13 protein-coding genes are annotated in these 13527 nt (G+C 70.9%); 10 read left to right on the top strand and 3 right to left on the bottom strand.

Going from position 1 to position 13527, the window contains the following annotated elements; all coding sequences use genetic code 11:
* The first annotated feature begins 1 nt into the window (after position 1).
* The 5 genes from ACE101_RS21455 to ACE101_RS21435 all read left to right on the top strand — a co-directional run bounded on the left by ACE101_RS21455 (position 2) and on the right by ACE101_RS21435 (position 5090).
* On the top strand, positions 2–1111 hold the full coding sequence (locus ACE101_RS21455) for a PhoH family protein (protein ID WP_379133833.1): 1110 nt from the start codon (positions 2–4) through the stop codon (positions 1109–1111).
* 11 nt (positions 1112–1122) lie between these two features.
* A complete protein-coding gene (gene ybeY / locus ACE101_RS21450; RefSeq protein WP_379133830.1) occupies positions 1123–1602 on the top strand; it encodes an rRNA maturation RNase YbeY in 480 nt (159 codons plus the stop codon).
* Between the two features lie 33 nt (positions 1603–1635).
* Positions 1636–2757: a hemolysin family protein gene (locus ACE101_RS21445; RefSeq protein ID WP_379133828.1), complete on the top strand. Its 1122-nt coding sequence runs from the start codon at positions 1636–1638 to the stop codon at positions 2755–2757.
* Between the two features lie 233 nt (positions 2758–2990).
* Positions 2991–4655 (top strand): apolipoprotein N-acyltransferase, encoded by a 1665-nt coding sequence (lnt, locus tag ACE101_RS21440; protein WP_379133825.1) that lies wholly within the window; start codon positions 2991–2993, stop codon positions 4653–4655.
* A 21-nt stretch (positions 4656–4676) separates the two neighbouring features.
* Positions 4677–5090, top strand: a complete 414-nt coding sequence (locus tag ACE101_RS21435) for a helix-turn-helix domain-containing protein (protein ID WP_379133822.1) — start codon at positions 4677–4679, stop codon at positions 5088–5090.
* A gap of 192 nt (positions 5091–5282) precedes the next feature.
* Here the strand turns inward: ACE101_RS21435 and ACE101_RS21430 are convergent, their stop codons facing one another.
* From ACE101_RS21430 to ACE101_RS21420, 3 genes are all read right to left on the bottom strand, one after another.
* Positions 5283–6164: a beta-keto acid cleavage family enzyme gene (locus tag ACE101_RS21430; RefSeq protein ID WP_379133819.1), complete on the bottom strand. Its 882-nt coding sequence runs from the start codon at positions 6162–6164 to the stop codon at positions 5283–5285.
* Between the two features lie 11 nt (positions 6165–6175).
* Positions 6176–6934, bottom strand: a complete 759-nt coding sequence (locus ACE101_RS21425) for an SDR family NAD(P)-dependent oxidoreductase (protein ID WP_379133816.1) — start codon at positions 6932–6934, stop codon at positions 6176–6178.
* Positions 6935–7049: 115 nt separating this feature from the next.
* Complete coding sequence (locus ACE101_RS21420; RefSeq protein WP_379133814.1) at positions 7050–7895, bottom strand: IclR family transcriptional regulator; 846 nt, start codon at positions 7893–7895, stop codon at positions 7050–7052.
* A gap of 294 nt (positions 7896–8189) precedes the next feature.
* Here ACE101_RS21420 and ACE101_RS21415 point away from each other — a divergent pair, with 294 nt between their 5' ends.
* The 5 genes from ACE101_RS21415 (at position 8190) to ACE101_RS21395 (ending at position 13287) form a co-directional block, all read left to right on the top strand.
* The gene (locus tag ACE101_RS21415) at positions 8190–9425 is read left to right on the top strand and encodes a branched-chain amino acid ABC transporter substrate-binding protein (protein WP_379138842.1); all 1236 of its coding nucleotides are present in this window, start codon (positions 8190–8192) and stop codon (positions 9423–9425) included.
* A gap of 97 nt (positions 9426–9522) precedes the next feature.
* Entirely contained in the window at positions 9523–10476 is a 954-nt protein-coding gene (locus ACE101_RS21410; protein ID WP_379133811.1) for a branched-chain amino acid ABC transporter permease, read from the top strand.
* Entirely contained in the window at positions 10473–11807 is a 1335-nt protein-coding gene (locus tag ACE101_RS21405; RefSeq protein WP_379133808.1) for a branched-chain amino acid ABC transporter permease, read from the top strand. The genes ACE101_RS21410 and ACE101_RS21405 overlap by 4 nt, the downstream gene beginning before the upstream one ends.
* Positions 11804–12556 (top strand): ABC transporter ATP-binding protein, encoded by a 753-nt coding sequence (locus ACE101_RS21400; RefSeq protein WP_379133805.1) that lies wholly within the window; start codon positions 11804–11806, stop codon positions 12554–12556. The genes ACE101_RS21405 and ACE101_RS21400 overlap by 4 nt, the downstream gene beginning before the upstream one ends.
* The gene (locus ACE101_RS21395) at positions 12553–13287 is read left to right on the top strand and encodes an ABC transporter ATP-binding protein (protein WP_379133802.1); all 735 of its coding nucleotides are present in this window, start codon (positions 12553–12555) and stop codon (positions 13285–13287) included. Before ACE101_RS21400 ends, ACE101_RS21395 begins: the two co-directional genes overlap by 4 nt.
* Positions 13288–13527: the final 240 nt, after the last annotated feature.

The following is a 13527-nucleotide window of genomic DNA, read 5'->3' as shown; positions in this document are numbered from 1 at the left end:
TTTGCGACCGGGAGAGTCTTCGGGACGCGGTGGACGGGGACGCGAGACGGCCGCACGGCCGGTCGCGGGCCTGAGCGAGGCCGCCGAGATCGCGCTCACCTTCGACGACAACCGCCTCGCGAGCCTGGTCTTCGGCCAGTACGACCAGAACGTCGCCCATCTGGAGCGGCGGCTCGGCATCGTGGCGACCGCGCTGGGCAATCACGTAGTGGTCAAGGGCACGCCGGAGGCCGTGGAGCGGGCCCGCATGGTGCTGGAGACGCTCTACTCCCGGGTGAAGGACGGCGGCGGCGCGCCGCTCACCCTCGGCGACGTCGACGGCGTCATCCAGGAGGCCTCGCTCCAGGGCAGCCTGTTTCCGGCCGCGGAGGCGCCCACCAACGGCGAGCGCGCGCAGTTCGACCAGATCGCCACCCGCCGCCGCGGGGCCGTGCGGGCCCGCAACGCCGCGCAGGACGCCTACATCAAGGCCCTGCGCGCCAACGAACTCGTCTTCGCCGAGGGGCCGGCGGGCACCGGCAAGACCTGGCTCGCGGTGGGCTACGCGGTCTCGCTCCTCGAGCAGGGCCACGCCGAGCGCCTGATCCTGTCCCGCCCGGCCGTGGAGGCGGGCGAGCGGCTCGGCTTCCTGCCGGGCGACATGCGCGAGAAGGTCGATCCCTATCTGCGCCCGATCTACGACGCCCTCTACGACTTCATGGAGGCGCGCCACGTCGATCGCGGGCTCCAGACCGGCATGATCGAGATCGCGCCGCTCGCCTTCATGCGCGGGCGCACCCTCACCAACGCGGTGGTGCTGCTCGACGAGGCGCAGAACACCACCTCGATGCAGATGAAGATGTTCCTCACGCGGCTCGGCGAGAACTCGCGCATGATCGTCACCGGCGATCCGAGCCAGATCGACCTGCTGCCGGGCCAGAAATCCGGCCTCGTGGAGGCGGTACGGATCCTGGAGGGGGTCGAGGGCATCGGCCGCGTGACCTTCAAGGACGCGGACGTGGTTCGTCACGATCTCGTGCGCCGGATCGTCACCGCCTACGAGGCCGATACGCGCCAGGGCGGCGAGCCGCCGGACAGCCGCCCGGCTCCCCGGCGCGGGCCCCTGCCGTGACGGGGCCGGCGATGGAGAACGAGATCGACGTCGTCCTCGAGGACGAGCGCTGGGAGGAGGCGGTGCCGGATCTCGGCGCCTTCGTGCGCGGCGCGGTGGAGGCGGCGCTCGCCGTCCTGCCGCCGGAGGGGCCGGTGGAGGTGAGCGTGGTGCTCACCGACGACGAGGCCGTGCAGGAGCTCAACCGCACGTGGCGGGGCAAGGACAAGCCCACGAACGTGCTCTCCTTCCCGGCCGGGCACCCCCATGGCGGGGGGCTGCGGCCCCTCGGTGACGTCGTTCTTGCGTATGACACAATGCTGCGCGAGAGTGGGGAGCAGTCGAAGCCACTCGGCCACCACCTTGCGCATCTGCTGGTTCATGGCACGCTGCACCTCCTCGGCCAGGATCACGAGACCGACGAGGCCGAGGCCGAGGCGATGGAAGCGCTTGAGGTCACCGCGCTGCGGCGTCTCGGCATTCCGGACCCCTATGGCGACACCGTGGACTAAGCCGCGGGCGCTGCAATTCCAGACCAGAGAGACATGAGCAACGATCGAAGTCGTGGCGCCGCCGCGACCGCCCAGGCCGCCCCGGACGAGGACAGTTCGGCGCGCGAGCCGTGGTATGACCGTCTCCTCACCATTTTCCACCTGAAGCCGCGCGAGACCCAGCGCGACGAGATCACCGACGCGCTGGCGGAGGCGCAGAACGGCGACCACGCCTTCTCGCCCGTCGAGCGGGCGATGCTGAAGAACGTGCTCAGCCTGCACCGCGTGCGGGTCGACGACGTGATGGTGCCGCGCGCCGACATCGTGGCGGTATCCGACGACATCTCCCTCGGCGAGCTGCTCAAGGTGTTCCGCACGGCGGGCCATTCGCGCCTGCCGGTCTACGGCGAGACCCTCGACGATCCCCGCGGCATGGTCCATATCCGCGACTTCGTGGATCATCTGGCGGCGCGGGCCGAGGCCGGCTCCGCCCGCGGCGGGCGGCTCACCGCCGAGCCGCCGCCGATGATCCAGGAGGACGGCCGCGCCAGCCGCCCGAACCTCGCCCGCGCGCCGAGCCTGGGAACGGTCGACCTCAACGCGACCCTCGCCTCGACCCGCATCCTGCGGCCGGTGCTGTTCGTGCCGCCGTCCATGCCGGCCATCGACCTCCTGGTCCGCATGCAGGCGAGCCGGACCCACATGGCCCTCGTCATCGACGAGTACGGCGGCACCGACGGCCTCATCTCCATCGAGGACCTGATCGAGGTCGTCGTCGGCGACATCGAGGACGAGCACGACGTCGCCGAGGGCCACCGGGTCCTGCGCGTCGAGGGAGAGGCCGAGATCTACGTGGCGGATGCCCGCGCGAGCCTCGACGACATCGCCGAGGCGACGGGCTTCGACATCGCCGGGGCGGTGGGCGAGATGGCCGAGGAGGTCGACACGATCGGCGGCCTCGTGGTCACCATCACCGGCCGGGTGCCCTCGCGCGGCGAGGTCATCGCCGTGCCGGGCGACTTCGAGGTCGAGGTGCTGGACGCCGATCCGCGCCGGATCAAGCGCCTGCGCCTGCATCACGGCCCGGCGAAGCTCGCGGCGGCGGCCGAGCCCCTCGCCCTGCCGCCGCCGCACACGCTCAGCGGTTCGGGCGCTCCGGTCGACGCGGGCGCCTGACTCGCCGGCCTCATGCGCCGAAGCGGTCGCCGGTCCGGCGGCGATGATGCGGCAACCAGACGATGAGCGGCATCGCCCCGTGCGATTCCGCTTCAGCCCGGCCGCTTCCGCGGCCCGCAACCGCCCAGCAGGCTTGGCCGCGGTGCCGCGTCGAGACCCTGCGATGATTCAAGAACCTGAGCGAACCGGCCCCGGTGCGCCGAGGCCGGTTCGCCCGGTCCTGCGGAAGATCCATGCGGCATCCTGATTTCGATGCGCCGAGCGCCTCGTCTCCCTCCCGGCTCGGCGTCCTGGCCGACCGCGTCGCGCTCACCTCGGGCTGGCGGCGCCTGACCCTGGCGTGGCTCGCGGGCGCCTGCGGGGCGCTCGCCATGCCGCCTTTCGGCATCCTGCCGGCCCTCGTCGTGGCGCTCGTGCCCGCGATCTGGCTCCTCGACGGGGCCGCCACCGGCGCCGGGCGGCTGCGGCGTCTCGCCACGATCCGCACCGCCGCGCTCATCGGCTGGGCCTGGGGCTTCGGCTACCTCGTCGCCGGGCTGTGGTGGCTCGGCGCCGCCTTCCTGGTCGATGCCGACGAGTTCGCCGTCCTGATGCCGCTCGGCGTGCTCGGCCTGCCGGCGGTGCTGGGGCTGTTCTTCGGCCTCGGCTTCGCTCTGGCGCGGCTGATCTGGTCTCCCGGCTGGGGACGAATCCTCGCGCTGGCGGTCGGGTTGTCGGCTGCGGAATGGCTGCGCGGACACCTGTTCACCGGCTTTCCCTGGAACACGCTCGGGATGGCGCTCGGCCAGAATCTCTGGCTGATGCAGGCCGCCTCCGTGCTCGGGCTCTACGGCCTCACCCTGCTCGCCGTGCTGATCGGGGCGTCCCCGGCGGTTCTTGCCACCGGGGCGACCGCGCGGGCGCGCTGGACGCCGCCGCTCCTCGCCCTCGCGGCGGTCGCGCTCCTTGCCGGGGCGGGCGCGTGGCGCCTGCCCGCGGCACCGATGCCGGCGGTGCCCGGGGTGCGGCTGCGCCTCGTCCAGCCCGACATCCCCCAGGATGCCCGCTTCAACCCGAGCAACCGCGAGGGCATACTCGAACGCTATCTCGGCCTCAGCGACAGCGCGACGGCGCCCGACTCGCGCGGGCTCGCCGACATCACGCACCTGATCTGGCCCGAATCGGCCTTCCCGTTCCTGATCCAGCGCGAGCCCAAGGCGCTGGCCCGGATCACCGCCGCGCTGCCGCCGGGCAAGATCCTCGTCACGGGCGCCGCCCGCGCCGACGAGCCGCTGCCGGGCGAGCGGCTCCACTTCTACAACGGCATCCTGACCATCGGGGCCGAGGGCATTCTCGGGGTGCCCTACGACAAGCATCATCTGGTGCCGTTCGGCGAATACCTGCCGGAGCCGGTCGACCGGATCCTGCGCACCCTGGGCCTGCGCCAGTTCGTGGCCGTGCCCGGCGGCTTCACGGCGGCCGAGGGCGGGCGCCGCCCCCTCGCGGTGCCGGGGCTGCCGCCGGTGGCCGCCTCGATCTGCTACGAGGTGATCTTCCCCGGCGAAGTGGTGCCGGACGGCAGCCGCCCGGGCCTGATCCTCAACCTCACCAATGACGGCTGGTTCGGCGATACGCCGGGTCCCCGTCAGCATTTCGCGCAGGCGCGCCTGCGTGCCGTAGAGGAAGGCTTGCCACTCGTGCGGGCCGCCAACACTGGCATATCAGCGATCGTCGACCCTTACGGACGGGTCGTCGGGTTCCTTCCGGTCGGTGCGGAGGGGGTGCTCGACGGGAAGCTTCCCCACAACCTAGGGGAAAGGACGTTCTACGCGCGTTTTGGCGATTTGTTTTTCGCGGCTTTGCTTCTAGGGTCTGCCCTGCTGGCCATCGGCGTGCGCGGAAGGAACGCGCGGCCGTAAGGCAGGGGGTGGAGCAGGCCGTTGAAGAAGGCACCGGATCCAATCGATCGTCATGTCGGGCACCGGGTGCGTGTCCGGCGGCTCCTCGTCGGCGTGAGCCAGGAGAAGCTGGGCGATGCGCTCGGTGTGACGTTCCAGCAGATCCAGAAATACGAGAAGGGGGCCAACCGCATCAGCGCCAGCCGCCTGCAGCAGATCGCCGAGATGCTCGGAGTGCCGGTCGGCTTCTTCTACGAGGGCGCGCCGCGCCCCGAGAGCGGGCACGACGAGGAGCGCCCGGAGACGCCGCGGCTGCCGGCCACGGACGTTCTCTGGACGAGCCAGGACCTCCAGCTCGTGCGGGCCTTCCAGCGGGTGACGGACCCGCAGGTCCGCCGCCGCCTCGTGTCGCTGGTCGAGGCGCTCGGCGGCAAGGAGAGCGCGAGCCCGGAGTGAAACCGTGTCCGGACGATCCGTGCGGGAGCCGTATCACCAGTCCGCGCGGCACGGAGCAGGGCTCCGCGCACGCCTGAGCGAAGCCGGTTTCCGCATCGCGAAGCGATCATCCGGAAACCGTATGAATCCCGATCCGGGCGGCCGGTTCGGCGCTGCCGAGCCGTGTCGGGCGCGCGCCCGCGATGCCGGCCTTCAGCGCGGCGCGAGCCCGAACAGGCGGCGCGCCTCCTCCGGCGTGGCCGGGGCGCAGTCGAGGAGCGAGAGCAGCGTGGCCGCCTTCTCGACCAGGGCCGCGTTGCTTGGCGCGAGCTGACCGCGCGACAGGTAGAGGTTGTCCTCCAGCCCCACCCGCACGTGCCCGCCCGCGGTCGCGGCCAGCGCCACCATCGGGAACTCGGCGCGCGCGATGCCGAAGGCGGACCAGACCGCGTCTGGCGGCAGCCGGTCGCGCATCTGCAGGAGCGTCTCGGGCGTCGCCGGGGCACCCCACGGGATGCCGAGGCAGATCTGGAACAGGGGCGGGCGGGCGAGGTGCCCTTCCGCGATCAGGTGCTTGGCGAGTTCGATCTGCCCGAGGTCGAACACCTCGATCTCCGGCCGGGCGCCGGCCTCGGCGATCCGCGCCGCCATGGCCCGCAGGTGGCCGGGCGTGTTGAGGAAGGCGTGCTCGCCGAAATTCATCGTCGCCACGTCGAGGGTGCAGATCTCCGGCCGCAGCGCCGTGACGTGGCGGGTGCGGACCTCTGGGGAGGCGAGGCTGGTGCCGGCCCCCGCGATCGCGGGGTCGTCCTCGCCCGGGACGAAGCGCCCGCCCGCGCCCGTGGTGAGGTTGAGGATCACGTCGGTGTTGCGCGCGCGGATCCGCTCGACCACCTCGCGGTAGAGGGCCAGCTCCATGCTGGGCTTGGTGGTCCCGGGGTCGCGCACGTGGATGTGGACCACCGCGGCGCCGGCGCCGGCCGCGTCGAGGGCGGATTGCGCGATCGCCTTCGGGCTGACCGGGACGGCCGGGTTCTTCGACGGCGTGTCGAACGAGCCGGTGAGGGCGCAGGTGATGACGGTCGCACGTGACATCGCGGGGATCCTCAGTCGTTTCCACCATCCACGACCAGGGTCTCCCCGGTCATGTAGGCCGCACCGGCGGCGAGGAAGAGCATCGCCTCGGCGATGTCCTCGGGCTTGGCCAAGCGGGCGAGCAGGGTGCGGGCGAGCGTCGCCTGCTTGCGCTCGGGCGGCCAGGCTTCCGTCCAGGGCGTCTCCACGAGGCCGGGCGCCACCGCGTTGACGCGCACCTCCGGGGCGAGCGCGCGGGCGAGGCTGCGCGTGAGGTTCACGAGGCCGGCCTTGCTCGCCGAATAGGCGATGCTCGATCCCCGCCGGCCGAGCCCGGCCACCGAGGCGGTGTTGACGATGGCGCCGCGCCGCGCCTTCAGGGCCCGGGCCGCGGCGCGGGCGCAGCGATAGGGGCCGATCAGGTTCGTCGACAGGATCGTCTGCCAGAAGTCCTCGGTCATCGCGTCGAGGTCGGAGAAGGCGATCGGCTGATGGGTGCCGGGCGTGCCGGCATTGTTGATGAGCACGTCGAGGCCGCCGAGGGCCGCGACCGCCCGCCCGACCAGATCCTCCGCCTCGCCCGCCGCCGCGACGTTGCCCGGGATCGCGAGCACCCGCAGGCCCTCGTCGGCGAGGCGCGCGGCGGCTTCCGGGCCGCGTTGATCCTCGGGCAGATGGTTGAGGGCCACCGTGGCGCCGTTGCGGGCGAAGAGCGTGACGGCCGCGAGCCCGATTCCCGAGGCCCCACCCGTCACCAGGACGCATTGCCCCGCCAGATTGGCACTGATCATCCGCGCTTCCACCCTGCGAAATCGTGTTTCGCAAGTGATGGCAGGGTGTGGCGGGCCTGTCCAGGGTTGGCCTCGCGGGTGCGATCACGGTCGGGCGGATCGTCCGGACACCGGTTCAGTCGACGATCCCGAGGGCGCGCATCCGGTCGATCGTTGCCATGAGCTTGGGGCCGATCTCGGCGCGCAACGCCGTCTCGGTCATCAGGAAGGCCGGTCCGCTGATGTTGATGGCGAACAGGCCCCGGGCGCCCGGGCTGTGCACCGGGGCCGCCACCGCGTTGATCTCCGGGTGCCAGATCCCGAGCCCGATGCAGAAGCCCTGCTCCGCCACCTCGGCGGTGCAGCGGGCGATGGTCTCATCGAGCCGTGGCCAGTCGGCCCCGCTCTCCGCGCGCAGGCGCGCCAGCAGGGGGGCGCGCTGCTCCTCGTCCATGCCCGCGAGCGTCGCCATGCCCATGGCGCTGCGGGCGAGCGGCAGGTGGAAGCCCACTTCCCGCGACAGGGTGATGGTCTGGCCCACGCCGCGCCAGAGCTGGATGTACACGCTGTGGAGCCCGTCGAGCAGCCCGAGCGCCACATGCGCCTGCACGGCGGTGGCGAGGTCCTGCAGGTAGGGCTTCGCCATCTGCGGGAAGGAGTTCTGGCGCAGGAACGCCGCCGAGAGCGCCAGCACCGCGGGGCCGAGCCCGTAGCGCTCCCCGTCATCACCGTGGACGAGGTAGCCGAGGGTGAGCAGCGTATGGGTCAGGCGCGAGACGGTGGGCTTGGGCAGCCCGGTGCGCTCGGCGATCTCGCGGTTGCCGAGCATCTCGGTCGCGTCCCGGAACGCGCGCAGCACCTGAAGCCCGCGGGCGAGGGCCGTCACGAACTGACGGTCGCCATCCTCGCCCTCGATGAGGTCGGGCAAGGTCCCGGCGCGGCCGCGCTGCGGCTCGCGGCCCGTCGCGAAAGCCTGTGGCATCGTGTCGTCCACTCGGTATGGGTCACCCGGATCACCGCGGGACGCGCGGCAGTCGATCCGTGAACCCTGCCCAATCCGCTGGCCGTTCGGCAACCTGTTTCGCGATGCGGATCATGATTTCGCGTCTTGACCGGCCACGGACCTGAGGGCAGGCTTCGACCGGCGCGGCAAACCCGGGGTGCGCCATGCCCCGGGGACGTCCCCGCGATTTGACGCGGCGGACAAGCCGCCGGCGACGCCGAACGCGGCGCGCCAGCGACGAGGCGGAAACGCGACCCGAGGAGGACGACCGTGTTGAGAACGATCGCGCGCACCACCGCGGCCGGGCTTCTGGCCTTGGCGGCGGGTACGGCGCTGGCGGCCCCCGCGACCCTGAAGATCGCCTTCATCGATCCGCTCTCGGGCGGCGGCGCCAGCACCGGCGAGTCGGGCCTGAAGACCTTCCAGTACATGGCGGAGCAGCTCAACGCCAAGAACGCCGATCTCAAGCTGGAAGTGACGGGCTACGACAACAAGCTCAACCCGCAGGAGAGCCTCGTCCAGCTCCAGAAGGCGATCGACGCGGGTGCGCGCGTCGTCGTGCAGGGCAACGGTTCCAGCGTGGCGGCCGCGATCATCGATTTCGTGGGTAAGTACAACGACCGCAATCCCGGCAAGGAAGTCATCTACCTCAACTATGCGGCGGTCGATCCGGCGCTGACGAATGCCAAGTGCAGCTATTGGCACTTCCGCTTCGACGCCAATTCCGACATCAAGATGGCGGCCCTGACCAACTTCATCAAGGGAAAGCCGGAGATCAAGAAGGTCTATCTGATCAATCAGGATTACTCGTTCGGGCAGGCGGTGCGCTCGGCGGCGCGTGCCATGCTCAAGGAGAAGCGTCCGGATATCCAGATCGTCGGCGACGAGGTCGCGCCGCTGCAGAAGGTCAACGACTTCTCGCCCTACATCGCCAAGATCAAGGCGTCGGGCGCCGACACGGTGATCACCGGCAACTGGGCGCAGGACATGTCGCTGCTGTTGAAGGCGGCGGGCGATGCGGGGCTCCAGGCCAATTTCTACACCTATTACGGCGGCGGCACCGGCGGCCCGACCGCGATCAAGCAGGCCAACCTCGCCGACCGCGTCTTCCAGATCGCCGAGGGCTACGCGAACATCCCGTTCCCGCCCGGCCACGACTTCGAGAAGGCCTTCCGGGCCCGGATCGGCCAGGAACTGACCTATCCGCGCGCCGTGAACCTGATGAACATCCTGGTGAAGGCCGCCACGGCGGCGAAGTCCACGGATCCGAAAGCCATCGCCAAGGCGATGGAATCGATCCACAACGACACGCTCTACGGCCAGGACAGCTTCATGCGGCCGGACGACCACCAGTTGTTCCAGACGATGTACATCTCGCAGCTGGGACCGGTGGATACCGCCACGCAGTTCGATGCCGAGAATACAGGGTGGGGCTGGAAGGCGGCGGGCGAGGTGAGCGCCAAGGACACGCTCCTGCCCACCACCTGCAAGATGGACCGGCCGAGCTGAGCCTATCCGGCAGGCGCGGGCCCCCTCTCCCGTGCGGGAGAGGGGGCCCGCGTCTCCACCACGGCCGACCACCATCCTCGCCTCGGGAGACCACCCGTTGCTTGAACTCGTGATCGTCTCCACGTTGAACGGCGTGCTCTACGGCATGCTGCTCTTTCTCATGGCGAGCGGGCTCACACTCATCTTCAGCATGATGGGCGTGCTCAACTTCGCGCATGCGAGCTTCTACATGCTCGGCGCGTTCTTCGGCTATCAGATCAGCCGGTTCACCGGGTTCTGGATCGGGCTCGTGGTGGCGCCGGTCGTGGTCGGCGGCCTCGGCGCGCTCGTGGAGCGCTACGGCCTGCGCAACGTCCACCGCCACGGCCACGTCCCCGAGCTGCTCTTCACCTTCGGCCTCGCCTACGTGATCGAGGAGGTGGTGCAGATGGTCTGGGGCAAGCTGCCGGTGGATTACCGCGTCCCGGCCCTCCTCGACTTCCCGGCCTTCACGATCTTCGGCACCAACTATCCCGCCTACAAGCTGTTCATGCTGGCCGTGTCGGTGGCGATCTTCGCCGGCCTGCTGCTGGCCCTGACGCGCACGCGGGTCGGCCTGATCATCCAGGCGGCGCTCACCCATCCGAACATGGTGGCGATGCTCGGCCACGACGTGGCGAAGGTGTTCATGCTGGTCTTCGGCGTCGGCACCGGGCTCGCGGCGGTGGCGGGCGTCATCGCCGGGCCGGCCCTGGTCACCCAGTCCAACATGGCGGGCCTGCTCGGGCCGATCCTGTTCGTGGTGGTGGTGGTGGGCGGCCTCGGCTCGCTCACCGGGGCCTTCGTGGCCTCGCTGCTGATCGGCCTCGTCCAGACCTTCGCCATTTCCCTCGACGTCTCGGTGGCCAGCGTGTTCGCGGCGCTCGGCCTCGAGGCTGCGCCCTCCGGCGGTGTCCTCGGCGATCTCTGGACCGTCACGATCGCGCAGATCGGGCCGGTCATCCCCTATCTCCTGCTCGTGATCGTGCTGATCGTGCGGCCGACCGGGCTTCTCGGGAACCGCGAAGCATGACGGACCTCGCCGAACGCGCGCCCGCCGCGGAGGATTGGGCCGGCAGCCGCCCGGTGCGCGCCGCCCGGCCGCGGGAGCACGGCCTCGTCGGGGCGCTCCTGCCCTGGCTCGCCGCCGCCGCCATCCTGGCTGCCGCGCCGCACGTCTTCACCAGCGGCGCCTCGCTCACGATGATGAGCCTCATGGGCATCATGATCGTCTTCGCCCTGTCCTACAACATGCTGCTCGGGCAGACCGGCCTCCTGTCCTTCGGGCACGCGGTCTATTACGGGCTCGGCGCCTTCTTCACCGTCCATGTCATGAACGTCGTGGCGGCCGGACGGCTGCCGGTGCCGCTCGCCGTCATGCCCCTCGTCGGCGCCCTCACCGGGCTCGCCTTCGGCTTCCTGTTCGGCCTCGTCTCGACGCGCCGGGCTGGCACCGTCTTCGCGATGATCTCGCTCGGCCTCGCCGAACTCGTCGCCTCGGGCTCGCACATCCTGCACAGCTTCTTCGGCGGCGAGGAGGGCATCACCACCAACCGCACCAAGATGCTGCGCCTGTTCGACCTCAGCTTCGGGCCGCAGATCCAGGTCTACTACCTGATCGCCGGCTGGTGCCTGGTCTGCGCGCTGCTGATGTACGGCATCACCCGCACCCCGCTCGGGCGCCTGTGCAACGCCGTGCGGGAGAACCCCGAGCGGGTCGAGTTCATCGGCTACGAGCCGCAGGGCGTGCGCCTCGTCGCCTTCTGCCTCTCGGCCGCCTTCGCGGGCGTGGCGGGGGCGCTCGCGGCCATCAACTTCGAGATCGTCAATTCCTCCTATCTCGGCCTGCACCAATCGGGCGTGGTGCTGCTCGCGGCCTTCATCGGCGGCATCGGGCACTTCGTCGGGCCGGTGATTGGCGCCGTGCTGGTCACCGTCCTGCAGGTCTCGCTCAGCGACCTCACCGAGGTCTGGCAGCTCTATTTCGGGCTCCTGTTCATCGGCATCGTGATGTTCGCGCCGGGCGGCATCGCGGGGCTCGCGCTGATGCACGGCCCGCTGATCCGCGCCGGCACGGCCCACCGGCTGCTGCCCGCCTACGCGCTGGCCCTGGTGCCGTTCCTCGCCCTGCTGACCGGCGGCATCGCCCTGATCGAGATGGGCTTCCGGGCGCTGGTGAAGGCCGGGGAGGGCACCGCCATGACCCTGTTCGGGATCGGCCTCGACGTGGCGACGCCGCTGCCCTGGCTCGTGGCGGGGGCGGCCTTCCTCGGTGGCGTCCTCGGCCTGCGCGCCGTGGCGCCGCGGGTCGCGGAGGCGTGGCACGCGGCCTCCCTCGCCGCCCGGGAGGGACGCGGATCATGACCGCACCGGCCGTCGAACTCTCCGGCGTCACCAAGTCCTTCGGTGCGACGCAGATCATCGCGGGCGTGGATCTCACCGTCCCGACCGGCGAGCGCCACGCCATCATCGGGCCGAACGGAGCCGGCAAATCGACCCTGTTCAACCTGATCAGCGGGCGCCTCGTGCCGAGTTCCGGCACCATCCGCCTGGAGGGAGCCGACATCACCGGCGCGCGCCCGGCGGTGATCGCCCGGCGCGGCCTCGCGCGCAGCTTCCAGGTCACCAACATCTTCCCCAAGCTCACGGTCTGGGAGAACGTGCGCTGCGCGGTGCTGCGGGCCATGGGCTACCGGCCGCTGTTCTGGCGCAGCGTCGAGCGCCTGCCCGGCGTCGCGGAGCGCACCGCCGAGATCCTCGACAGCATCCGCCTCGGTCACCGGGCCGCCATGCCGGCCGGGATGCTGGCCTATGCGGAGCAGCGCGCGCTGGAGATCGGCATCAGCATCGCGAGCGACGCCCGCGTGATCCTGCTCGACGAGCCGATGGCCGGCATGAGCCATAGCGAGAGCGAGCACGCCACGGCGCTGATCCGCGAGGTCACGCGGGGGCGCACGCTCCTGATGGTGGAGCACGACATGGCGGTGGTGTTCGGCCTCGCCGACCGCATCTCGGTGCTGGTCTACGGGCGCCTCATCGCCACCGACACGCCCGAGCGCATCCGCGAGAACCGCGCCGTGCAGGAAGCCTATCTGGGAGTCGCCGCCGCATGAGCGCCGCCCTCGCGATGCCTCCCCGGGCCGCCCCGGCCCTCCTCGAGGTCGAGGACCTGCACGCCTATTACGGCAAGAGCCACATCCTCCAGGGCGTCAGCTTCACGGTCGGGGCGGGCGAGATCGTCTCGATCCTCGGCCGCAACGGCGTCGGCCGCTCGACCACGCTCAAGGCGATCATGGGGGACGTGGCGCCCCGCGGCAGCGTGCGCTTCAAGGGCAAGCCGGTGGCGGGGCTCAAGCCCCACGTCGTCGCCCGCCGCGGCCTCGGCTACGTGCCGGAGGAGCGCGCGATCTTCCCCAAGCTCACCGTGCGCCAGAACCTCGCGCTCGGCGAGAAGGCCGGATCGGGGGCGCGCTGGAGCGAGGCCGACATCTTCCGGCTCTTCCCGCGGCTCGAGGAGCGCATCGACACGCCCGGCGGGGTCCTGTCCGGCGGCGAGCAGCAGATGCTCACCATCTGCCGCACCCTGATGGGCAACCCGGACCTCATCATGATCGACGAGCCGACCGAGGGGCTCTCACCGCAGATGGTGTCCCGCGTCGGCGAGCTGATCGCCGAGATCGCCGCCCGCGGGGTCGCGGTGCTCCTCGTCGAGCAGAAGCTGACGATCGCCCTCAAGCTCTCGCAGCGCCTCTACGTCATGGGCCATGGCCGCATGGTCTTCGAGGGCACGCCCGCCGCGCTGTTGGCGAACGAGGCGGTGCGGCGGGAATGGCTGGAGGTGTGATACGGTTTCCGGACGATCACTTTCGGAAACCGTATCACGAGCCCGCGCGGCGCCTGAGCGAGGCCGGTTTCCGCATCGCGAAGCGATCATCCGGAAACCGTATGAGGCGGCTTGCCGGACGATCACGTTCCGGCCGCCGGAACTCCCACGCGGGCTTGACGAGCCGGCGTCCCCGGCACCCGCCCGCTCCGCCTGCTGAGATGCCACCGCGCAGCGCTGGCCTCGAAGCTCGCCTGACCG

This window comes from Methylobacterium carpenticola, assembly GCF_042748905.1.
GTDB classification, from domain to species: domain Bacteria; phylum Pseudomonadota; class Alphaproteobacteria; order Rhizobiales; family Beijerinckiaceae; genus Methylobacterium; species Methylobacterium carpenticola.
Note: the sequence above shows the minus strand (reverse complement) of the source record. Positions and strands in the feature narration are given on the sequence as shown.

Coding starts and splice junctions, on each gene's coding strand:
- ACE101_RS21420 (WP_379133814.1), bottom strand. CDS start 7,895: ATGCCACAGGCTTTCGCGACGGGCCGCGAGCCGCAGCGCGGCCGCGCC.
- ACE101_RS21405 (WP_379133808.1), top strand. CDS start 10,473: ATGACGGACCTCGCCGAACGCGCGCCCGCCGCGGAGGATTGGGCCGGC.
- ACE101_RS21395 (WP_379133802.1), top strand. CDS start 12,553: ATGAGCGCCGCCCTCGCGATGCCTCCCCGGGCCGCCCCGGCCCTCCTC.
- lnt (WP_379133825.1), top strand. CDS start 2,991: ATGCGGCATCCTGATTTCGATGCGCCGAGCGCCTCGTCTCCCTCCCGG.
- ACE101_RS21445 (WP_379133828.1), top strand. CDS start 1,636: ATGAGCAACGATCGAAGTCGTGGCGCCGCCGCGACCGCCCAGGCCGCC.
- ACE101_RS21400 (WP_379133805.1), top strand. CDS start 11,804: ATGACCGCACCGGCCGTCGAACTCTCCGGCGTCACCAAGTCCTTCGGT.
- ybeY (WP_379133830.1), top strand. CDS start 1,123: ATGGAGAACGAGATCGACGTCGTCCTCGAGGACGAGCGCTGGGAGGAG.
- ACE101_RS21425 (WP_379133816.1), bottom strand. CDS start 6,934: ATGATCAGTGCCAATCTGGCGGGGCAATGCGTCCTGGTGACGGGTGGG.
- ACE101_RS21430 (WP_379133819.1), bottom strand. CDS start 6,164: ATGTCACGTGCGACCGTCATCACCTGCGCCCTCACCGGCTCGTTCGAC.